Source organism: Okeania sp. SIO2C9 (assembly GCF_010672455.1).
Taxonomy (GTDB): Bacteria; Cyanobacteriota; Cyanobacteriia; order Cyanobacteriales; family Microcoleaceae; genus Okeania.
In genome coordinates this window covers 20,134-42,807 of the sequence record NZ_JAAHGO010000025.1, presented here as the reverse complement: position 1 = coordinate 42,807, position 22,674 = coordinate 20,134, and the positions used below count along the sequence as shown (strand labels likewise).

Sequence of the window (22,674 nt, the reverse complement as noted above, 5' to 3'; positions counted from 1 at the left end):
GTTCCCTGTTCCCTCAAAGCTGTTTCATTCTAAGTTTTTGCGTTTATCTCAAAGCCTTACGGGGAGAAAGTTATGGGCAGTTATACTTCTTTGGGTGAAAGCCAACTTTTAATTTATGATTAAAAGCCTCCATCCCCGTGTCTCCATGTCTCCGCGTCTCCGTTTCTATCGAGGGTGAAAAACCAACTTTTAATTTATGATTAAAAGCCTCCATCCCCGTGTCTCCGTGTCTCCGCGTCTCCGTTTCTATCGAGGGTGAAAAGCCAACTTTTAATTTATGATTAAAAGCCTCCATCCCCGTGTCTCCGTGTCTCCGCGTCTCCGTTTCTATCGAGAATGAAACAGCCTGTTCCCTGTTCCCTGTTCCCTCTAAACTCCAGAGAAAACAACTAAACCCAACACCGCTACAAATACAATGAGGGCATAAAACTGAGCGCGACCATTTTCTAAATATTTCAAACCTTCCCCAGTTAGAAGTGTAATAAAACCTGTTAAGTTAACAGCTCCATCAACTACTTTGTAGTCTACTTCCAAAACTTGACGTGCTAGACGACGACTACCTTTAACAAATAGAAAGTCATTGAGGTCATCTAGATACCACTTGTTGAGAGAGAAGTTGTAAAGAGGTTTGATTTTTTCAGCGATCGCACTAGGGTCAATTTTACGACTCAAGTACATCAAGGAAGCAAAGGTAATGCCAATTAAAGCAATACCCACAGAGTTACCTGCCATAATCAAAAATTCAGTCAGGTCAAACTCAGCTAGTCCCTCTAGCACCTCTGCCAAAGATTCTCCTGGTGCATAGATAAATTGCTCAAAATAATTAGCAAAAGGCGTTCCTAACAAACCAATAATCATTGAAGGAATCGCTAAAACCATCAATGGTAAAGTCATGCTAATAGGAGACTCATGGGGAGAGTCACTATGATGACCGTGGTCGTGGTCATGGTCATGGTCATCATGGCCGTGTTCTAATTCTTTCGGGTCCATTGCGCCAGGTCCGAAAGCAACCGCTGGGGTCATCTCGACCTTGTCACCTGTAGAGTTTGCAGCCATTAATTGCTGTTTAATCTGCTCATCGTTACCCCGGAACTCTCCCTCAAAAGTGGAGAAATACATCCGGAACATATAAAAAGCAGTCATTCCAGCAGTTGCCCAACCGATCAACCACAAAGCGGGGTTTGCTCCAAAAGCACTGCCCAGAATTTCATCCTTTGACCAAAAACCAGCAAAAGGAGGGATACCGCAAATTGCCAGAGTACCAATTAAAAAACAAGCAGAGGTAACAGGCATATATTTGCGTAGTCCGCCCATTAACCGCATATCTTGTGCCAAAACTGGGTTATGACCGACAACAGCTTCCATACCATGAATAACTGAACCGGAACACAAAAACAACATGGCTTTGAAATAAGCGTGGGTCATTAGGTGAAATAGTCCGGCGCTATAAGCTCCCACACCCATTGCCATGACCATATATCCCAATTGGGAAATAGTGGAATAGGCAAGACCTTTTTTAATGTCATTTTGAGTAATGGCGATCGTTGCTCCTAGAAAAGCCGTGAAGGCTCCTGTCCAAGCAATAATATTCATTACTACTGGCAGATGTTCAAATACTGGATACATCCGCGCCACTAGGAAAACCCCAGCAGCTACCATTGTCGCTGCGTGGATTAGAGCAGAAATTGGAGTAGGGCCTTCCATCGCATCTGGTAGCCAAACGTGCAATGGGAATTGAGCCGACTTGGCCGCAGGTCCTAAAAAGACTAAAACACCAAATAGAGTAGCTAAACCAGCACTCAGAGCGCCTGTTTCTACCAGTTGTTCTAGACGAACGCCCATGACTTCAAATTCAAAGCTACCAGTCGCCCAGTAAATTCCGAGCATCCCCAATAGCAGACCAAAGTCACCGACGCGGTTGGTCACAAAAGCTTTTTGGCAGGCATCAGCTGCTGCTTTCCGGTCGTACCAGAAACCTATTAGTAGGTAGGAAGATACACCCACCAGTTCCCAAAAGATATAAACCTGGACGAGGTTTGGAGAGACAACTAGACCCAACATTGAGGAGCTAAATAAGCTCAAGTAGGCATAAAAGCGTACATAACCAGGGTCGTGAGCCATGTAGCCATCGGTGTAGACCATTACCAAAAAGGCAACAGTAGTTACAATGACTAACATTAGGGCAGTCAGATGGTCGATGGTGTAGCCCATACTTAGTCTAAAGTCACCTGCTGCTGCCCACTCAAACATTTGAGTATAGGTTTCATGGCCATTAATTTGACTCCAGAGAATGGCAAAGGAGAGAACCATTGCAGTTCCTAACAGGGAGACTATAAATATTGCAGATCCCCGTCGCAAATTACTTGTGGCTTGACTATAGGATATTAGTCCCAGGCCAACTACCATTGCTCCAAGTAGGGGCAATAATGGAATCAGCCAGGCATATTGATAAAGTGCTTCCATAATTTATGGTTACTTTATAATTCTTAATTAAGTAGACAAAACTAATAAGCATTCTTACACAGACTTTCCTGGGATCAAAACTAAAGATCAATTTTTTTAATGGTTATCCAGGCATAAAAGTCAAAAGTCAAAATTAAATAGTCAAAAGTTTATATACTGTAGAGTTAAATTTTGGAAATCTTTGTAAATAGCACTTTTTTTGAGGAAAGTCAAAAAAACTGAGGATGAATTTGATGAATATTCACACAATTTCCTCATTCACGACTTTAATTAGTAGTCTATACAAAGTGGAAATTTTAATTTTTTTTCAGTATAATTGCTGAAGCCATTCTACCTGTGAAAGCTAGTGTTTAATTGTGAAGTTCTCTCCCGTTAAATAAGAGCGATTATAACGGGAGCTTCTCAAACAAAGAAGTTTCTTGTTTTGCTGCGCAACGCTGCGCGAACACAGGCCGATTAACATCTAAGCCTCCACAAGCAGACAAGATGATACCCACCTCGTTTAACGCTTTATTTAATATATTAATTGCAGCGTTTTCATCTCTATCTAAAACTACTTTACATTTAGGACAAGAATGAGTTCTAACTGATAAAGTCTTAGGGACTTTTAGGCCACAATTACTACAATTTTGTGATGTATTGTGAGGATGTAGGGGCGAATGGCCATTCGCCCCTACCTACATGAACACCTTAAATAATTAATAATTAATAATTAATAATTAATAATTAAAGAATCATATCAAATCCGGTAGTATCGGTGTTATTTAATCTTTAAAGATCAGAGTCTATATTGTAGGGAATGATGGCCATTTACCCTTGCCGATTGTATGATGATCGACAGAATTATACTACTGTGAAGCCAACGGATTTGAGATCATTCATTATTCATTATTCATTATTCATTATTTACCTACATCATAAATTGATTTTGAGAGTTTAGTGTTTTTAGCTAAACCTCTAATCTTTAGGTCTTCTAAAGCAATTAAATCATATTCTTTAACTAATTTATGAGCAGTAATGCACATGGAAATCTTCTCTTTGTCTAGCAATATGTTGATGTAGTCTAGCTATTTTATTTTGTGCTACCCTCCAATTGTTTGACCCAATTTCTTTTCTAGATACTTTTTTTTGCTTTCTTGCTAAATTAGATTGGGATTTTCTATAGAATTTAGGAACAGAAACAGTTTCACCAGTATTGGTAGTTAAGAACTCTTTTAAACCGACATCTATACCTACAGCAGTTTTGATATTTTCTGTAGGAATTAAACTAGGAATCGACTTATCTTCTAAACTGAAACTTATATAATAACCGTCAGCGTTTTTGGTTATAGTTGCAGTTTTAATCGTTAATCCATCTGGAATTGGTCTATGAACTATGACTGGAATAGCACCAAACCTCGTAGTAATTATTTGTTTTCCATCAAATTTCATTACTGCTTTGGAATGATTAACTCTACTAAAACAGAATGACCGTAACTTTCCTGATTTTTTAAATCTTGGTCGTCCTCCACGTTTACCAGTTTTACCAGGTGTTAGCCAACGTTTCCAAGCTTTATCTAGTCTTTGTAGGTTAATTTGTTGAACTTCTGAATATATTTCTTTGTAGTCGGGAAATAACTGTTTTGTCTGTTTAAGTGCTGATTGCTGAAAATAATAATCTGGCCTACTAGAAATCTCGCCAATAGGACATGAAATTAGTGAGCAACGGTCAATTTGACATCTAGTTCTATTTAACCAATCTAGTCTTTGACCAAGAGCATAATTCCAATGTCTTCGTAACAACTCTAGCCAATAATCAATTTTGACTGACTGTTCAGGAGTGGGCTTAATTTTGTAGCAATGAGTAATTATCATAATTTTATACTACTCTTTAGTGCTGCATTTGAACAGCAATCGACACCCTTTTAATTTACAGCTCGGCAATTCTCCTCCCGTTAAATCGCAGATGATAACGGGAGACCCCGAGACCGTATCAAGTTGGATTAAACATATTACTTTTAATATCATGTCCGGTAGCATCGGAGCATGTATAGAATTAAGTTTCAATTGAAAGAAACCCTTTCCTACGGAATGCTACGCAAACAGCATAGGAGCTCCCGCTGCCCTCTGCCTTCCTTCCACCAAAGTATAAGTATTCAAGCGGACATGATATAATTTGATGTTGTGATAAGTCCCGCATCATAGTGGAGTCTTGGTGTTGGTATTAATCACAATCAATATATAGCACTACGTTTTTTGGCGTTTGACAATAAACTTTAAACTTTGGTGGGAAAAGGGAACAGAGGAATGTCAAGAGCGTATTTGCGTAGCGCTATAGTTGCGGATACATAAAAATATATGCTAAAATTTTATCATTGTTATAGATAAGTGATAAATGTATCAGGCATATAAGTATAGAATATATCCAACATCAGAACAGCAATTGGCTTTAGCGAAGAGCTTTGGTTGTTGTAGATGGTTTTGGAACTATTCACTAAATTTATGCCATGAAACCTACAGAAATACTGGAAAAAGTCTCAGTAGAGCAGCTATTCAAAAAATGCTTCCTCAACTTAAAAAAGAGCATGAATGGCTAAAAACAGATACTTATTCTCAGTGTCTCCAAGTAGTAGCATTAAACTTATCTACAGCTTACAAAAATTTCTTTGATAGACAGGCTAAGTTACCAAAATTTAAGTCTAAAAAAGGTAGACAATCTATTACTTATCCTCAAAATGTAGAATTTCAGGATAACTATATCAAACTACCTAAAATTGGATTAGTTTATTATCGTCGCCACAGAGATTTTTCAGGAGAAATCAAGACTGTAACTGTTTCTGTTAATCCAGATGGTAAATATTTTGTTTCTGTTTTAGTTGAAGACGATCGAGTAAATCCTGAAAAATCAGCAGAAGGAAAAGCAATAGGAATTGATTTAGGATCGACTCATTTTTGTATAACATCAGATGGTTCAAAATATAAAAATCCTAAGAATATTGCTAAATATACTCTTAATCTCAAACGGAAGCAGCAGAAATTAGCTCGTAAACAAAAAGGCAGCAACGCCCAAACTAAAGCACGCATAAAAATAGCTAGAGTACAGGGGAAAATAGCTAGATGCCGTGAAGATTTTCTACACAAGCTATCCCGCAAGATAGTCAACGAAAACCAAGTAATTGCAGTGGAAAATCTGGCTATAAAAAAGCGGTGTGACCCAACCTCAGCAAAAGACGCACCTGGTAGCGCACCAAGACACAATAATTTAGCTGCATCTATTATTGGTGATGGTGCTTGGGGAATGTTTGAAACAATGCTTAGTTATAAGGCAGAAAGAGAAGGAAAAACTTATATAGAAGTCGATCGTTTTTTGCCTTATTCACAAACTTGTAATATTTGTTTAAATCAAGTTGGTAGTTTGTCTGTGAATGTGAAAAATTGGACTTGCGAGCATTGTCATACAACCCATAATAGAGAGATTAATGCTGCAATCAATATCAAAAATGAAGCCTTGCGGATATTGCGAGTGCGTAATTTGCCGTCGCACGATAAATGTCAAATGCACTCAAAACAGGAGTTAGGAACTAGCTCTACTGCCAATCTGAGGGAATGTAAGTCACCTGGCAAAACATCAGTTTTGTTAGATGCTATTCCCAGCGAAGATGGAAACCTATCCTGTAGCAATAGCTATAGCATTGGGTAGTTCACACCTCTATTCTTTAACCTGGGCAAAATGTTTAGCAAATTTCCCCTGAAAACTGTCCTCATTGTCCCTTTTGTTCTACAAATCTTTGGTGCTGTGGGATTAGTAGGATATTTTTCTTTGATCAATGGGCGACAAACTGTTGATAATCTTGCTAACCAGTTAACCCAAAAAATTAGCAGTGGTATTGAACAGCACGTTTTAGGATATCTAAATAAATCTCATCAAGTTCTAAGAGTAACCAATGATGCCATAGAAAGTGAAAATTTGGATGTTGATAATTTTGCTGCTCTGAGACTTTACTTTTGGCAAGTGGTAAAAGAAAAAGATTTGGAGGATTATCTTTTCTTTGGCAATAAAGAAGGAGAATTTATTGGGGTTGAACGTTTAGAAAATGGAGATATTCTTTTTAAAATTCGTAACATTGCTACTCAACCTATTCGGGAAACTTACCTACTTAATAATGAGGGTAACATCAGCGAATATTTAAAAGGAAAAGCTTATGACCCTCGCGATCGCCCATGGTATAAAGCAGCAAAGCAGCTAGGTGAACCAACCTGGAGTCCAATTTTTGCCTCCTTTTCCCGTCAAAACACCTCCTTAGACATATCCGCAGTCAGACCTATTTTCAACTCCAGTGGGCAGTTAGTGGGAGTTCTCTCGAACAAAACTACTCTCGTGCAAGTTACAAATTTCCTGAGTAACTTATATATCAGTCCCAATGGACAAAGTTTTATTATGGAGCGATCAGGAGATTTAGTAGTCAGCTCTCAAATTAAGACACCATTTATCATTACTGAAGAGGGCAAAAAGCGCAATATCCAACGTCTACCTGCGATCGAAAGTAATAACCCTACACTAAGCGCTACTGTCGAACAACTGCAAGAACATTTTGGTGATTTTAAAAATATTAATAGCGATCGCAAACTTAAATTTCTAATTGATGGAGCTTGGTACTATACCAGAGTCATGCCACTTAAGGATGGTAAAGGTATTGATTGGTTAGTGGTTGTGGTTGTTCCTGAAAATGACTTCATGGAAAAAATTAACGCCAACACCAAGACCACTATTTTATTAAGTTTTAGTGCTTTGATGATAGCTATATTGGTAGGAATAGCCACTACTCACTGGGTTACTCAACCAATTTTACAAATTAATTCTGCTGCGAAAGACATTGCTACAGGCCACTGGGAAAACACCCTTAATATTCACCGTCGCGACGAAGTAGGTGAACTTGCCAACTCTTTTGAGCTCATGGCCAACCAACTCAAAAATTCCTTTGAAAGCTTAGAGGCAAAAAATGAACAACTCAAACAACTAGACCGCCTCAAAGACGAATTTTTAGCCAACACCTCCCACGAGCTCCGAACTCCCCTCAATGGCATTATTGGTATTGGCGAATTTCTTTTAGAAGAAGATCAACCACAGCTAAATTCAATCACTAGTTCTAACTTAAGCATGATAGTTTCTAGTGCTCGTCGTCTATCTAATCTTGTCAACGACATTCTTGACTTCTCTAAAATCAGACACCATACATTAGAGTTACAAATTAGAGCTATTAATATTTATGGGGTAGTAGAGACAGTAGTTAGCTTAAATAAATTTGTGGTCAGGAAAAATAAACATCTACAGTTAGTTAATAATATTCCTAAAGACTTACCCCCCGTCCGTGCTGATGAAAATCGTTTACAACAAATTCTCTATAACTTAATTGGCAATGCTATTAAATTTACTGAGTCTGGTAAAGTCGAAATTTGGGCAGAAGTAATTCGCAACAATTCTATAAACCCCCACCAACAAATTCAGGCCCGAGAATACTCCAATCAAAATATAGAGGAATTTCAAGAACTGAGGATCGTCGTCTCAGATACTGGTATCGGTATTCCCGGTGATAAACTAGACCGCATCTTTAACTCTTTTGAACAAGCAGAAGGTTCCACAGCTAGAAAATATGGGGGTACAGGTTTAGGGTTAGCAGTCACGAAACAATTAGTCGAACTCCATGGTGGTCATATCTGGGTGGAGTCTGAAGTTGGTATTGGTTCCCGATTTTACTTTACCCTACCAATTTCACAAGGATCTGTAGCAGAAACCTCTACTACTTCTACGGTCAATAGTATTCGTTATTTTGTAGATTCAGTAGAAAAACCTCAAGAAATTACTCCTCTCAATACTGATATTGCTAATAGTAATTTTCATATTTTAATTGTGGATGATGAACCTATAAACATTCAAGTTTTAAGTAACTACTTAAAAGCTAATAACTATCAAGTTACTCAAGCATTAAATGGAAAAGAAGCTTTAGCTGCTTTAGAGACTAATAAGAATATCGATATGATTTTGCTAGATGTGATGATGCCTCAGATATCTGGTTATGAAGTCTGCGCTAAAATTCGGGAAAAATATCCTGCCCAAAGTTTACCCATCTTAATGTTAACTGCTAAAAATCAAGTCGCCGATCTAGTCATGGGTTTCCAATTTGGTGCCAATGATTATTTGACTAAACCTTTTTCTAAAGATGAATTATTAACTCGGATTAAAACCCATATTCAATTATCAAAAATCACTAATTCTTACGAACGTTTTGTCCCTTACGAATATGTTAAATTACTATCAAAAGAAAATATTCTTGATGTGAAATTAGGAGATAGAGTAAGTAAAGAAATGGCAATTTTCTTTTCTGATATTCGCTCTTTTACTACTATATCTGAAAACATGACACCTCAAGAAACTTTTGCTTTTGTCAATGGTTATTTACAAGAAGTTTCCCCAGAAATTCGTGACCGGAATGGTTTAATTATTAAGTTTATAGGAGATGCTATTATGGCTGTATTTCTTGAAGGCGCTGATGATGCGTTGCAAGCTGCTATAGGTAAACTTCGGAAATTACAAGAATATAATCAGACTCAACAAGCAGAAGGTTTACCCCAAATTCAGGTAGGAATTGGCATCCATGTAGGTTTTATCATGGTTGGTATTGTGGGAGAGCCAAATCGAATGTCAGGAGATGCACTTTCTGATCATGTGAATTTGACAGCTCGTTTGGAAAGTTTAACTAAATATTATGGAGTTTCTTTATTAATTTCTGAATCAGCTTTTCAGGGTTTGAAAGATACAGAAAAATATCAAATTAGATTTTTAGACCGTGCATCTGTAAAAGGTAGACATAAAGCTATTAATGTTTATGAAGTTCTAGATGGAGAAATTGATTATGTACGAGAATTAAAATTAAAAACTCAAGCAGATTTTGCATTGGGTGTAGAGTTTTATCGGTTAGGAGATTTTGTTACTGCTAAAGATTATTTTGAGAAAGTATTAGCCGTTAATTCTTCAGATAAAACAGCTCAACTTTATCTAGAAAGAATTGATAAATTAACTGTAACTGGTGTGCCCAAAAACTGGGATGGAGTTTGGGCATTTACTCAGAAGTAAAGGGAGTAGGGAGTAGGGGAGTAGGGGAGCGGGGGAGTAGGGAGTAGGGGAGTAATTTTTTGGCTACTCTCCTGCCCAAAATGCGCACCTTTTTGAGCATAAAGAGCTGAAAGCTAGGTACTTTTTCCAGTTCTAAAAAGGCTAAAACTTTTATCTATAAATGCTTTTAGATTAGATCGGTAAGCCCTAATTATTAATTATTAATTATTAATTATTAATTATTAATTATTAATTATTGTCTATTCCCTATAACTTGTAACATTCTTTTTTTTTAATTAGCAACCAAATTCAAGTTCAGGGATATATTAGAAATAAACCTAAAGCTTTTATGTTATTTAGACCTCTATATTTCACACTAGGCAAAATGTTTAGCAAATTTCCCCTGAAAACAGTCCTCATTGTCCCTTTTATTCTGCAAATTGTTACTGCTGTGGGATTAGTGGGATATTTTTCTTTTACTAATGGACGCGAATCAGTTGAGACTTTGGCGAGTAAGTTAACTTTGGAAATTAGCACTCGTATTCAGCAGCATGTTCTAGATTATCTAGACAAATCCCATCAAGTTCTAAGAATAACCAATGATGCTATTACCAGTGGCAACTTTGATCTCTACGACTTTGGTGCAATACGGCTCTACTTTTGGCAAATTGTCAAAGATCAGGAGTGGGAAACCGACCTTTTTTTTAGTAACGAAGAGGGAGAGTTTATCAACGTTGACATTAATCCTGAAAGTGGAGATATTGTCTTGAGAATTCTGACTACAGCTACTCAACCATTACGAGAAACTTATCTGTTAGATGAGCGTGCTAATATCAGCAAATTATTGAAAATTAGAAAGTATGATCCTCACATTCGCCCCTGGTATCAGGCAGCAGAAAAAATAGGTGAACCTACATGGAGTTCTATTTATCCTAGCTTTTCTGACAAAAACACATCTTTAGATATAGCTGCGGTTAAACCTATTTTTGATTCTGACGATAATTTAATTGGAGTTTTGGGTAATGAAACTCGCTTAACTGAGATGACTCAATTTCTCAACAACTTAAAGATTAGTCCTAATGGCAAAAGCTTTATCATGGAGCACTCTGGAAATCTAATTGCTAGTTCCGAAGATATTGAACCTTTTGTAATTACTAAAATTAATGGGGAACGAAACATAGAACGCTTGCACGCTTTTGACAGCAATAATGCTGTAGTCAGTGCTACGGCAACTCACCTAGAAAAAATGTTTGGTAGTTTAGAAAAAGTTAATCGCAGCAAACAATTTAGTTTTCTTATTAATAAAAAGTGGTACTATGCTAGCGTCATCCCAGTTAGAGACGGACGGGGTATTGATTGGTTAGTGGTGGTTGTGGTTCCCGAAAGTGACTTTATGGAAAAAATAGATGCCAACACCAGAACTACTATTTTATTGAGTATTACGGCTCTAATTATCGCTATCTTAGTTGGGATATTTACTGCATACTGGATTACTAGACCAATATTACAAGTTAATTCTGCTGCGAAAAAAATTGCGGAAGGCAAATGGGAAAATCAACTGCATATTGATCGTGGGGATGAAGTAGGAGAACTTGCTCAGTCATTTAACCGGATGGCAACACAACTCAAAAACTCCTTTGAAACCCTAGAAGCAAAAAACCAAGAACTGAAAAAATTAGACCGCATCAAAGACGAATTTTTAGCCAACACTTCCCATGAACTCCGCACCCCACTGAATGGCATTATTGGTATTGGTGAATTTCTTCTAGGAGAACCAACCCAAAATCTCAATACAACCATCACTTCCAACTTAACTATGATTGTATCTAGCGCTCGTCGTCTTTCTACTCTAGTTAATGACATTCTTGACTTTTCCCAAATTAGATACAATAGACTAGAATTACAGATTAAAGCAGTTGATGTTTTTGTGGTTGTAGAAACAGTAGTCACCTTAAATCTATTGATCAGCAAAAATAAAAATCTACAGTTAATCAATGCTATCCCCAAAAATTTACCTCTCGTTAGTGCTGATGAAAACCGTTTACAACAAATTCTCTACAACCTAATTGGCAATGCGCTCAAGTTTACTGACTCTGGTAAAGTTGAAATCTCAGCAGCACTAATTACCAATAATTATAACTCCCAAGCATTTCAGGAAATAATAATTACTGTTTCTGATACTGGTATTGGTATTCCCAGTGATCAATTAGAAAGCATTTTTAAATCTTTTGAACAAGGAGAAGGTTCCACAGCTAGAAAATACGGTGGTACAGGTTTAGGGTTAGCTGTCACCAAGCAATTAGTTGAACTTCATGGGGGTAAAATTTGGGTACAGTCTCAAGTTGGTGTCGGTTCTAGTTTGAGTTTTACTCTACCCGTTTCCGAAAAATATGTCGCCGATCCTCTGAGTCTTTCTGTTTCTAGAGTTAATGAGATCGTAGAAACATCCCCAAACATCGAACCCTATGACAATCATTTAGCAGATGGTGATTTCCATATTCTAGTTGTTGATGATGAACCGATAAATGTGCAAGTTCTAACTAACCATTTGACAGCCAATAAATATCAAATTACTCAAGCATTAAATGGAAAAGAAGCTTTAGATGCTGTAGCCAAACATCAGAATTTTGACCTAATTTTGTTAGACGTAATGATGCCAAATATGTCTGGTTATGAAGTCTGCGCTAAAATTAGAGAAACATATCCTGCGGAGAATTTGCCCATTTTAATGTTAACTGCTAAAAATCAAGTGGCTGATTTGGTTATGGGTTTCCAATTTGGTGCGAATGATTATTTAACTAAACCTTTTGCTAAAGATGAGTTATTAACTCGGATTAAAACTCATATTCAATTATCAAAAATTACTAATTCTTATGAGCGTTTTGTTCCTCACGAATATGTGAAGTTACTCTCAAAAGAAAGTATTATAAATGTTAAATTAGGAGATAGAGTAAGTAAAGAAATGGCAATTTTCTTTTCTGATATTCGCTCTTTCACAACCCTATCCGAGCAGATGACTTCTCAAGAAACTTTTGCTTATGTCAATAGTTATTTACAACAGGTTTGTCCAGAAATTCGCGATCGCAATGGTTTGATTATTAAGTTTATGGGAGATGGGATTATGGCAGTATTCCCGGATAGCGCTGATGATGCCGTTGAAACTGCTATTGCTCAACTTAAGAAATTACAAGAATATAATCAGACCCTAAAAGCAGAAGATTTTCCCCCAATTAAAATTGGTATAGGTATTCATTGGGGTCACATGATGGTAGGTATAGTTGGGGAGAAAGGTCGGATGTCAGGAGATGCACTTTCTGATAATGTGAATTTGACAGCTCGTTTGGAAAGTTTAACTAAATATTACGGAGTTTCTTTATTAATTTCTGAATCAGTTTTTCAGGGTTTGAAAGATACAGAAAAATATCAAATTAGATTTTTAGACCGTGCATCTGTAAAAGGTAGACATAAAGCTATTAATGTTTATGAAGTTCTAGATGGAGAAATTGATTATGTACGAGAATTAAAATTAAAAACTCAAGCAGATTTTGCATTGGGTGTAGAGTTTTATCGGTTAGGAGATTTTGTTACTGCTAAAGATTATTTTGAGAAAGTATTAGCCGTTAATTCTTCAGATAAAACAGCTCAACTTTATCTAGAAAGAATTGATAAATTAACTGTAACTGGTGTGCCCAAAAACTGGGATGGGGTTTGGGCATTTACTCACAAGTAAAGGGAGTAGGGAGTGGGGAGTGGGTTATTGAGGACACGGAGAGTGGGAGAGGGGGAGAGGGGGAGAGGGGGAGACACGGAGAGGGGGAGACGCGGAGATGGGGTAACAGACAATGGTTTCGCCATTTTATGCGAAGAAATTTTCTTGAATTTCAGCAGAAAAATTCAGTAAATTGATGCCAATAAGAGCCAATAACTTAGGAGATAAATTGAATATAAAAAGCTCAATTACCCTAAGCTACCTGACTTTTAGCTTTATGAGCGCAAGCCCTAGTTAAGAGAAACGAGGAATTATAGAAAAGATACCCGGAACAATTGTCGATCGTGATTTTTTTGCTATCCCCCCTGGCTTTTATGCTAACTAAGGACAGAAAAATTGAGGGACAATTCTTACTCCTATCTCCTGTCTCCTACTCCTATCAAAAAACTTTATTCAGCAAACCCTAGATTAGCTCGGTAGAGCAATAATTATTAATTATTAATTGTTGCCTATTCCCTATAATTTGTAACATTCTTTTTTTAAAATTGGCATGATCAAATTCAAGTTCAGAGATATATTAGAAATAAACTTAAAGCTTTTATGTTATTTAGACCTCTATCTCTCACACTGGGCAAAATGTTTAATAAATTTCCTCTCAAAACTGTCCTTATTGTCCCTTTTATTCTACAAATTGTTAGTGCTGTGGGATTAGTAGGATATTTTTCTTTTACTAATGGACGCCAAACTGTCGATACTCTTGCAAACCAGTTAACTAAAGAAATTAGTTCTCGTATTGAACAGCACGTTTTAAGTTATCTCAACAAGTCTTATCAGGTACTAAGAGTAACTAATGATGCAATTGAAAGTGACAATTTAGATGTTGACAATTTTCAGGCAATGCGAGCCTATTTTTGGCAAATTATTAAAGAAGGGGATTTGGAAAGTGACCTTTTTTTCGGTAATGAGCAGGGAGAATTTATTGGTGTTGAACTTAATCCTGATAATGGTGAAATTGTCTTCCGGATTCGTACTATAGCTACTGAACCAGTTCGTGAAATTTATCGGTTAGATTCTCAGGGTAATGCGGAAGAGTTTGTGACAGTAAAAGAGTATGACCCCCGGATTCGTCCTTGGTATAAGGCGGCAAAGAAACTTGGTCAACCCACATGGAGTTCTATTTATCCAGCTTTCTCTCGTGCTAATACATCTTTGGATATATCTGCTGTCAGACCCATTTTTAATTCTACTGGCCAGTTAATTGGGATTTTAGCAAATCAGACCAGCTTGACCAGGATTACAGAATTTCTTACAAACTTATATATTAGTCCCAATGGACAAAGTTTTATTATGGAGCGATCAGGAGATTTAGTTGTTAGTTCTCAGATTTCCCAACCGTTCCTAACTATTGAAGTTGGTGAAAAGAAAAAAATTGAACGCTTACCTGCTATTGATAGCGATAACATTATAGTAAGTTCCACGGCAAAACACCTACAAGAAAATTTCGGTAATTTTGATGAAATTGAGGGTAACGAACAAATCAATTTTCCGATTGATGGAGAGTGGTATTATGCTAGCATCATGCCAGTTAAGGATGGTAAAGGGATTGAGTGGCTAGTGGTTGTAATCGTTCCTGAGAAGGATTTCATGGAAAAAATAGACACCAACACCCGAACGACAATCTTATTAAGTCTTGCTGCTTTGATTGTAGCTATATTAGTAGGAATAGTAACTACGAACTGGATTTCACAACCTATTTTACAACTTAATTCTGCGGCTAAAGAAATCGCTGAAGGCAAATGGGAAAATAAACTCAATATTCACCGTCGTGATGAAGTAGGCGAACTTGCCAACTCTTTTAATCTCATGGCAAGTCAACTTAAAAATTCTTTTCAAACTTTAGAAACACAAAACGAGCAGCTCAAACAACTAGACCGCCTCAAAGATGAATTTTTAGCTAACACCTCCCACGAACTCCGAACCCCACTTAATGGGATTATTGGTCTTGGTGAATTTATCTTGGAAGGTAACACTGGAGAGTTAAATTCGGTCGCCTCTTCCAACTTAAGTATGATAGTTTATAGCGCTCGTCGTCTATCTAATCTCGTCAACGATATTCTTGACTTTTCAAAGCTCAGACACCAAAAATTAGAACTGCAAATTAAACCAGTTGATGTGCGTGGGGTGGTTGAAGTAGTGATGGCTTTAAGTCAAGTTTCTTTAAAAAAGAAAAACCTGGAATTAATCAACAGTGTTCCCAAAAATTTACCTCCAGTTTATGCTGATGAAAATCGTTTGCAACAAATTTTTTATAATTTAATTGGCAATGCTATCAAATTTACTGAATCTGGAGTAATTGAAATGTCAGCTGCATTAGTTAGCGATCTTACTACAAAATCTCAAAATAGCGATCGCTCTTGCCTTGAATGGGAAAGACTGGTAATCGCTATCTCTGATACTGGTATTGGTATTCCTAATGATAAATTAGACCGCATCTTTGAATCTTTTGAGCAAGGTGAAGGTTCTACAGCAAGAAAGTACGGCGGCACAGGTTTAGGGTTAGCAGTCACAAAACAATTAGTTGAACTTCATGGCGGTCAGATTTGGGTTGAGTCTGAAGTGGATATTGGTTCTCGCTTTAGTTTTACCTTACCAATTTCTCAAGAAACTGTAGAAGAAACCTTGAATGCTTCAATAAAAAGTATTCATTATATTGAAGAGCAAGTAGAAATTGAAGAAATAACTCCTCTTGATACTAATATTTACAATAGTAACTTTCATATTTTGATTGTCGATGATGAACCTATAAATATTCAAGTTTTGAATAACCACCTCAAAGCTAATAACTATCAAGTTACTCAAGCATTAAACGGAAAAGAAGCTTTGGCAGTTTTGGAGAAAGAAACGAATATTGACATGATTTTACTAGATGTAATGATGCCTAATATGTCTGGTTATGAAGTCTGCGCTAAAGTTCGGGAAAAATATCCTGCTCAAAGTTTGCCCATCTTGATGTTAACTGCTAAAAATAGAGTAGCTGATTTAGTTATGGGTTTCCGATTTGGTGCCAATGATTATTTGACTAAACCCTTTGCTAAAGATGAATTATTAACTAGGGTTAAAACCCATCTTCAATTATCAAAAATCACTAATGCTTACGGACGTTTTGTACCCCATGAATATGTCAAATTGCTATCAAAAGAAAATATTCTTGATGTCAATTTAGGCGATCGGGTGAGTAAAAAAATGGCTATATTCTTTTCTGATATTCGCTCTTTTACGAGTATATCTGAAAAGATGACTTCTCAAGAAACTTTTGCTTTTGTCAATGGTTATTTACAACAAGTTTGTCCGGAAATTCGTGCTTACAATGGTTTAATTATTAAGTTTATGGGAGATGGTATTATGGCTGTATTTCCTGAAGGCGCTGATGATGCTATACAGTCAGCTATTTCTCAACTTAAGACATTACAGGAATATAATCAGACTCTAAAAGCTATGGGTTTGTTACCGATGAAAATTGGCATTGGTATTCATTGGGGTCATATGATGGTTGGCATCATTGGAGAGGAAACTCGGATGTCAGGAGATGCACTTTCTCATAATGTGAATTTGACTTCACGTTTAGAAGGTTTGACTAAGTATTATGGAGTTTCTTTATTAATTTCTGAGTCAGCTTTTAAGAGTTTAAAAGATCCTCAAAAATATCAAATTAGATTTCTAGATAGAGCTTCTGTTAAGGGTAGAGATGAACCGATTAATGTTTATGAAGTGCTTGATGGAGAAGTAGATTCTGTGCGAGAATTAAAATTAAGAACTCAGGCAGATTTTGAACTAGCTGTAGAGTATTATCGTTTGGGAGATTTGGTTGGTGCTAAGAATTATTTTGAGAAAGTATTGGCAGTTAATTCTTCAGACCAAACATCCCAACTTTATCTAGAAAGAATTGAGGAGTTAACAGCAACTGGTGTGCCGAACAACTGGGAAGGAGTTTGGGCATTTACTCACAAGTAATATCGTTTCATGGAAGTCAAAAGTCAAAAGTCAAAAGTCAAAAGTTAAGATTTTATCAGCTTTATTCAGCAAACCCTATTTAACATTTGAAGGAGGGAAACTATTTGTGACATTTTTAAAGTCAATTGGTATAAGGAGTGGGAAGCGGGGGGATGGGGAGTGTGGGGAGATGGGAAAATGGCACTCAGTTGACACTCCACGGACTAAAGTCGCGTGGATTCTTCAGAGGAGCTTTCTATCGGGTTAAAACCACGATTTTCACATTGCTCGTTTACGAAGTATGCCGTTAGGCAAACAACCACATTGCCAGTACCGTACCGTAGTACTTATACAACAGTAGGGGCGATTCGCGAATCGCCCCTACTAGGCGGTGCCAATTGCCACTACTCTCTCCGGCTAAAAGGCCATTGAGGCTACTTTTTAAGTTATTCATTTATAATAACACATTTTTTTGACTACGGGTTAAAACCCGTCGAGTCGCTTCCATCCACCGCTTAAAAGACGGTGGTTTCCCACTTACCGAATTTTTATGATGATTTTTCGATTCCTACATTTTTCAATTGGATTTTTATTATGTTGTTTATTGATTTTAATAAGTGGTTGTCGCCCAATATTATTAAATTCACAGATTAATAATAATTCCAAATTAGTTTTAGTTCTGCCTAGTGCGCCACCCACTTTTAACTACCCAATATCTCGTTCTCCATACGGAATTTTTAATTTTATTTACGAAGGATTACTATCAGAAAATGGTCTAACTGGTGAGTTACAACCAGCATTAGCAGAATCTTGGATTTTGTCTGAAGATAAAAAACGAATTATCTTTACTTTACGCTCAGGATTAAAATGGTCTGATGGGGAACCTCTAACTGCTGATGATGTTGTTTTTACCTATCAAGATATTTATCTAAATAAACAAATTCCTACTGTTTACAGAGACTTTTTAAGAATTGGTAGAAATGGTGCTTTTCCCTCTATCAAAAAACTCGATCGACAAAGAGTTGAATTTATTTTGCCTGAACCATTTGCCCCATTTCTCAGATATATAGAAAGATTAAAAATTTTACCAGCTCATGCTTTGCGAGATACTGTTTTATCAAGTGATGCTGATGGTAAACCTCTATTTTTATCAACCTGGAATACAAACACAGAACCACAAAAAATTATTAGTAATGGTGCATTTAAACTTGCTGGTTATATACCTTCTCAAAGAATTATTTTACAAAAAAATCCTTTTTACTGGCGTTCTGATGCCATGGGTAATTCACTGCCTTATCTCGATGAAATTATTATCCAAATTATTCCTTCAACCGATAATCAATTGCTCAGATTTCGTTCTGGGGAATTAGATACTCTACGAGTAGATGCCGAAGCATTTCAATTACTTAAACGAGAAGAAAAACGAGGAAAATATCAGATTTATAATGGTGGTCCTCAAGTTGGCTATCAGTTTGTTGGTTTTAATCTTAATCAAGCTAAAAATTCGGAAGGTAAGCCTTTTTTAAATCCTATTAAGTCTGGTTGGTTTAATAATTTGGCGTTTCGTCAGGCAGTTGCTTATGCTATTGACCGTCAACAGATAAATAATAATATTTATCGAGGTTTAGGAGCAATACAACATTCTGCTCTGGGGGTACAAAGTCCTTATTATTTATCTCCGGAAGCAGGATTAAAGGTCTATAATTATGACCATGAAAAAGCTAGAAACTTATTGTTAGATGCTGGTTTTAAATATAATAATGCCAATGAATTATTAGACAAGGATGGTAACCGAGTAGAATTTACAATTTTAGTAAAATCTGAAGAAAAACTCAGAATAGATACAGCAGTTCAAGTCAAAGAAGATTTAAGTAAAATTGGGATTCAAGCTAATTTACAGGTACTTAATTTCAATACTGTTTTAGAGAAGCTATTACTTCGTAGAGATTGGGAATGTTATGTCGGAGCTTTTGGTGTTCCTGGTGCAGATTTTGAGCCAAATTTACTCTCCTTATTTTGGTTAAGTAATGGCTCATTTCATCAATTTAATCTTGGTGCTAAACCTGGAGAAACACCAATGCAAAATTGGCAAGTTTCTAATTGGGAGCAAGAAATTGACCGTTTATTTGCTGCTGGATATCAGACGGTAGATGAGAATGAACGTCGAGAAATTTACGGTCAGTTTCAGCAAATTGTTGCGGAACAGTTGCCTATATTTTTTTTAGTAAACCCTCTTTCGTTCCAAGCAGTTCGCGATCGTATAGATAATTTAAAATTCTCTGCTATTGGTGGAGCTTTTTGGAATATTGATGAATTGAAAGTTACCGAAAAATGAACCTATAGCAAGTAATAGGCAACAGGCAACAGGCAACAGGCAACAGGCAACAGGCAACAGGCAACAGGCAACAGGCAACAGGCAACAGGCAACAGGAGGAAAAACATTTCCCTGTCTGAGGTTCATCATCCGCATAAGTCAAACATCAACTCTTTCTCTGCCATCACATAATCAGGACTTACGCAAAAGATTAAATTATACACCATTTGTAGGGGTTAATGGCCGTGTAGGGGTTAATGGCCATTAACCCCTACTATCTGTAGTGGTTATGCGTAAGTCCTGATTATATCTGGTTGAATACTTATAAATAATGATGAAGGAGTCAGGAGTTAGGAGGGAAGAAGAAGGAAGAGGAGGAGAAAGTTTTTTATCACTATTTAAACGGATAATCAGGTGTGACAGCTTAATTAATGATGCCGTCACACACCCTACCTTGAATAGAGTCAAAAGATTAAACGTTGGTATATTCAGGAAATTTAGGAATTGGAACTACATCGTTTCATATATTCCCATCCACGTTGGGGAGAAACGCGATCGCGTCCAATAGTCTTCGCAATCCATTCTGCCACTTTCGGTCCAGTCCAGGTTTCTTGGTCTGTGGGTGGATTTTTGAGTGCTATGCGTAATTGTTCTTGTTGTTCTAGTGTCAGTAAAGCATGAGAAGGATAAAATTTCCGAGTTTTCCGTCGATTCAAAATAGCATTTGGTCCTTGTTGATTGTAATTTTTTACTATATCTTTGGCATAATCATAGTTAAGACCCAAAGCTTTAGCTGCTTCTTTAATCGTCCACTTTTGAGACACTAACCACAAAAGGTGCCAGCGTCGAGATTCTACTCTATCTCTAGTTTGGAGATAACGTGTTTTGATTTCTATTTCACTCAGGTGAGATTTGAGATAGGCTTTTTTAGGCATCTTTTTTTACTTTATCAGGGAGTAATAAATGTTAGTAGCTCGACTCTGGGAAGCAATAGAACTCTGTTCTGCTCAACGCAATTGCTATCCCAGAAATAGATGACCCTGTAAAGTTTAAATCGACCGTTACAACTTGAGATGATTTCTTAGTTAAGGTAGTAAACCTCTTTGAGCAGTTTAACCGTAATTTTTAATTTACGGACTAACACTTAATGTTAGAAATATCTGTTAATTTTATTAACTTTGCAGTTGTATTGTTTACGGTTTAGTTACTTATCTACATATACTATATCATTTTATAATATCTGTGTAAATACATAAAAGACTTAATTCAGATAATTTTTTAACTTCACGAAATCTTTACTTTTTTTATAAAAATCTTTACAAAATCTTTATAATATTCAACTCAAATTATGATTAAAATATAATTTTAAGCATTTAATATGCAAATTTAGTTGAGTATAGAAAATTTGATCCCTGTTGAGAATATGGATAGATTACCCTAGTCTTATGAAGTAATTTTATCTGCTGGAAGTAGCGGTTAGTGAGTAATTAATTTTCTGTCTTGCTCTTATAATTCTGAAGTTATTTTTCAATTACTACGCAAATTTAAGATAATAATAGCCAGGTATTTTACCAAAAATGATTTGTTATTGGCAGTGCTTCTATATTTATGAATTGCCTATTGTTATATTCTGTCTCTACCTAAAATTTTCAATTTACTTAATAAGGGAAGAGGGAAGAAGGAAGAGGGAAGAAGGAAGAGGGAAGAAGGAAGAGGGAAGAAGGAAAAAAGCTTTAGTTATCTAGAACAGAAGACTTAAAAGTCCGAAAAAACTTAATTAAATTTTCTGTAGATATTCACGCTAACTTTTACACAAACGATAAAGTACGAACATGTTATAAAGAGTGTGGGGAGATGGGGAGATGGGGAGATGGGGGGTGGGGTAGTGTGGGGAGTATGGATATCCACCCCTAACCCCTCCCAGGAGGAGAATGTGGAGAGATGGAGAGATCGAGAAAGATTTGGCAATGGCGCTCAGATGGAACATTTTTTTTACTGAATTCAGCAGATTTGATATTAGAGGAAGCTTCGCGAAGCACAAAACTGCCGTTAGTTTGCGCACAATTATCGTTAACGATACGGGAAACACAGAATAGAAAACAAGAAAAATAACTCTACCTCAGCAATTTGAGAAACGCTATATAGAACCCATTTGAGATCTATATAATTATGGTAGTCAAGTCTTTTCGCGGATCAATTTTGAGGAAAAATCAGCTATAAGGAGTGTTGAATTTTTTGTATTATTTCTCCCCACATCTTTCTTCTTCCCTCTTACCTCCTGTCTCCTGTCTCCTGTCTCCTGTCTCCTGTCTCCTGTCTCCTGGCTAAAAAACTTAATATTTATGAAGATACCAAATGGGTTCTATATATAGCGCTACGCATTAAGGTGTTTGACATGAATAGAAGCAACAAACCCTTTTGTATTTCCCTATTGCCTTCCGGATCTGTTGCCTGTTGCCTTGCGCGTAGCGCTATATATATTCAGGACTTACGCATGAGTTATACCAAATTGATAAATGTTTGCTACAAATAGCTAGGATATTTCTTAGGAGTCAACCCACCCCTAACCCATCCCAGGAGGGGAAGTCATATCAAATCCGGTAGCATCGGTGTAATTAGATCAAGAGGGTAGGGAGTGTGGGAAGGGTGGGAAGTGTGGGGAGATGGGGAGATCAAGAAATATTTGGTAATGGTTGAAGATGGAACATTTTTTTATACCGAATTAAACGGATTTGATATCAGAACTCAGGTAGGGGAGCTGTCGGATTGACGACGTACAGAATGAATGGTTTCAATACCATTTTTTAAGTCGTAAATCATTCTTTTCTCTTGGTGCGCGTTCCCTCTCTTGGTGCGCGTTCCCTTGCAACTGTCGTCATCGCGGGGTCGCACCGCTCTCTTGGTCTATTGGATATGGCGCAGGTTTCCTCGCCATCCCTTGACTGCTTTGTCAAAGTACATATCCTGCATTTGTCTTTTTATTCCTCTTATTCCTCTTACTATTCGTAACATTCTTTTTTTAAATTGGTATAGCAATGAGCGCTGGTATATTTACAAATTGCAGGAAAGGCCAAATAGCTGAAAGTCTTATATTATCGGCAATTTATT

The 22,674-nt window shown here is 36.8% G+C and carries 12 protein-coding genes and 1 pseudogene; 8 read left to right on the top strand and 5 right to left on the bottom strand.

The genetic code is table 11. From position 1 onward, the window contains the following. Nucleotides 1–369: 369 nt before the first annotated feature. The 4 genes and pseudogenes from F6K23_RS19995 to F6K23_RS19980 all read right to left on the bottom strand — a co-directional run bounded on the left by F6K23_RS19995 (nt 370) and on the right by F6K23_RS19980 (nt 4,317). Nucleotides 370–2,463, bottom strand: coding sequence for an NAD(P)H-quinone oxidoreductase subunit 5 (locus tag F6K23_RS19995; protein ID WP_293159063.1), 2,094 nt, complete (start codon nt 2,461–2,463; stop codon nt 370–372). A 386-nt stretch (nt 2,464–2,849) separates the two neighbouring features. Next, nucleotides 2,850–3,101, bottom strand: a pseudogene (locus F6K23_RS19990) (zinc ribbon domain-containing protein); the annotation flags it as partial. 264 nt (nt 3,102–3,365) lie between these two features. Next, a complete protein-coding gene (locus tag F6K23_RS19985; protein WP_293159061.1) occupies nt 3,366–3,488 on the bottom strand; it encodes a hypothetical protein in 123 nt (40 codons plus the stop codon). Then, nucleotides 3,469–4,317 (bottom strand): transposase, encoded by an 849-nt coding sequence (locus tag F6K23_RS19980; RefSeq protein ID WP_293159059.1) that lies wholly within the window; start codon nt 4,315–4,317, stop codon nt 3,469–3,471. The genes F6K23_RS19985 and F6K23_RS19980 overlap by 20 nt, the downstream gene beginning before the upstream one ends. 520 nt (nt 4,318–4,837) lie before the next feature. Here F6K23_RS19980 and F6K23_RS19975 point away from each other — a divergent pair. From F6K23_RS19975 to F6K23_RS19950, 6 genes are all read left to right on the top strand, one after another. After that, nucleotides 4,838–6,142, top strand: a complete 1,305-nt coding sequence (locus F6K23_RS19975) for an RNA-guided endonuclease TnpB family protein (RefSeq protein WP_293159057.1) — start codon at nt 4,838–4,840, stop codon at nt 6,140–6,142. A gap of 30 nt (nt 6,143–6,172) precedes the next feature. Next, on the top strand, nt 6,173–9,574 hold the full coding sequence (locus tag F6K23_RS19970) for a response regulator (protein WP_293159055.1): 3,402 nt from the start codon (nt 6,173–6,175) through the stop codon (nt 9,572–9,574). Between the two features lie 364 nt (nt 9,575–9,938). Next, nucleotides 9,939–13,283 (top strand): response regulator, encoded by a 3,345-nt coding sequence (locus tag F6K23_RS19965; protein ID WP_293159053.1) that lies wholly within the window; start codon nt 9,939–9,941, stop codon nt 13,281–13,283. Between the two features lie 615 nt (nt 13,284–13,898). After that, nucleotides 13,899–17,273: a response regulator gene (locus tag F6K23_RS19960; RefSeq protein ID WP_293159051.1), complete on the top strand. Its 3,375-nt coding sequence runs from the start codon at nt 13,899–13,901 to the stop codon at nt 17,271–17,273. A 137-nt stretch (nt 17,274–17,410) separates the two neighbouring features. Then, complete coding sequence (locus F6K23_RS19955) at nt 17,411–17,563, top strand: hypothetical protein (protein WP_293159049.1); 153 nt, start codon at nt 17,411–17,413, stop codon at nt 17,561–17,563. A gap of 239 nt (nt 17,564–17,802) precedes the next feature. Further along, entirely contained in the window at nt 17,803–19,587 is a 1,785-nt protein-coding gene (locus F6K23_RS19950) for an ABC transporter substrate-binding protein (protein WP_293159047.1), read from the top strand. Between the two features lie 476 nt (nt 19,588–20,063). Here the strand turns inward: F6K23_RS19950 and F6K23_RS19945 are convergent, their stop codons facing one another. Next, on the bottom strand, nt 20,064–20,501 hold the full coding sequence (locus F6K23_RS19945; RefSeq protein WP_124144036.1) for a helix-turn-helix domain-containing protein: 438 nt from the start codon (nt 20,499–20,501) through the stop codon (nt 20,064–20,066). A 911-nt stretch (nt 20,502–21,412) separates the two neighbouring features. Here F6K23_RS19945 and F6K23_RS19940 point away from each other — a divergent pair. Further along, nucleotides 21,413–21,565, top strand: a complete 153-nt coding sequence (locus F6K23_RS19940) for a hypothetical protein (RefSeq protein WP_293159044.1) — start codon at nt 21,413–21,415, stop codon at nt 21,563–21,565. A 636-nt stretch (nt 21,566–22,201) separates the two neighbouring features. Continuing rightward, on the top strand, nt 22,202–22,336 hold the full coding sequence (locus F6K23_RS19935; RefSeq protein WP_293159042.1) for a hypothetical protein: 135 nt from the start codon (nt 22,202–22,204) through the stop codon (nt 22,334–22,336). Nucleotides 22,337–22,674 lie beyond the last annotated feature (338 nt).

Bases quoted from the DNA above. Each gene is read 5' to 3' on its own strand.
- F6K23_RS19995 (WP_293159063.1), bottom strand. From the start codon at position 2,463: ATGGAAGCACTTTATCAATATGCCTGGCTGATTCCATTATTGCCCCTA.
- F6K23_RS19985 (WP_293159061.1), bottom strand. From the start codon at position 3,488: ATGTGCATTACTGCTCATAAATTAGTTAAAGAATATGATTTAATTGCT.
- F6K23_RS19980 (WP_293159059.1), bottom strand. From the start codon at position 4,317: ATGATAATTACTCATTGCTACAAAATTAAGCCCACTCCTGAACAGTCA.
- F6K23_RS19975 (WP_293159057.1), top strand. From the start codon at position 4,838: ATGTATCAGGCATATAAGTATAGAATATATCCAACATCAGAACAGCAA.
- F6K23_RS19970 (WP_293159055.1), top strand. From the start codon at position 6,173: ATGTTTAGCAAATTTCCCCTGAAAACTGTCCTCATTGTCCCTTTTGTT.
- F6K23_RS19965 (WP_293159053.1), top strand. From the start codon at position 9,939: ATGTTTAGCAAATTTCCCCTGAAAACAGTCCTCATTGTCCCTTTTATT.
- F6K23_RS19960 (WP_293159051.1), top strand. From the start codon at position 13,899: ATGTTTAATAAATTTCCTCTCAAAACTGTCCTTATTGTCCCTTTTATT.
- F6K23_RS19950 (WP_293159047.1), top strand. From the start codon at position 17,803: ATGATGATTTTTCGATTCCTACATTTTTCAATTGGATTTTTATTATGT.
- F6K23_RS19945 (WP_124144036.1), bottom strand. From the start codon at position 20,501: ATGCCTAAAAAAGCCTATCTCAAATCTCACCTGAGTGAAATAGAAATC.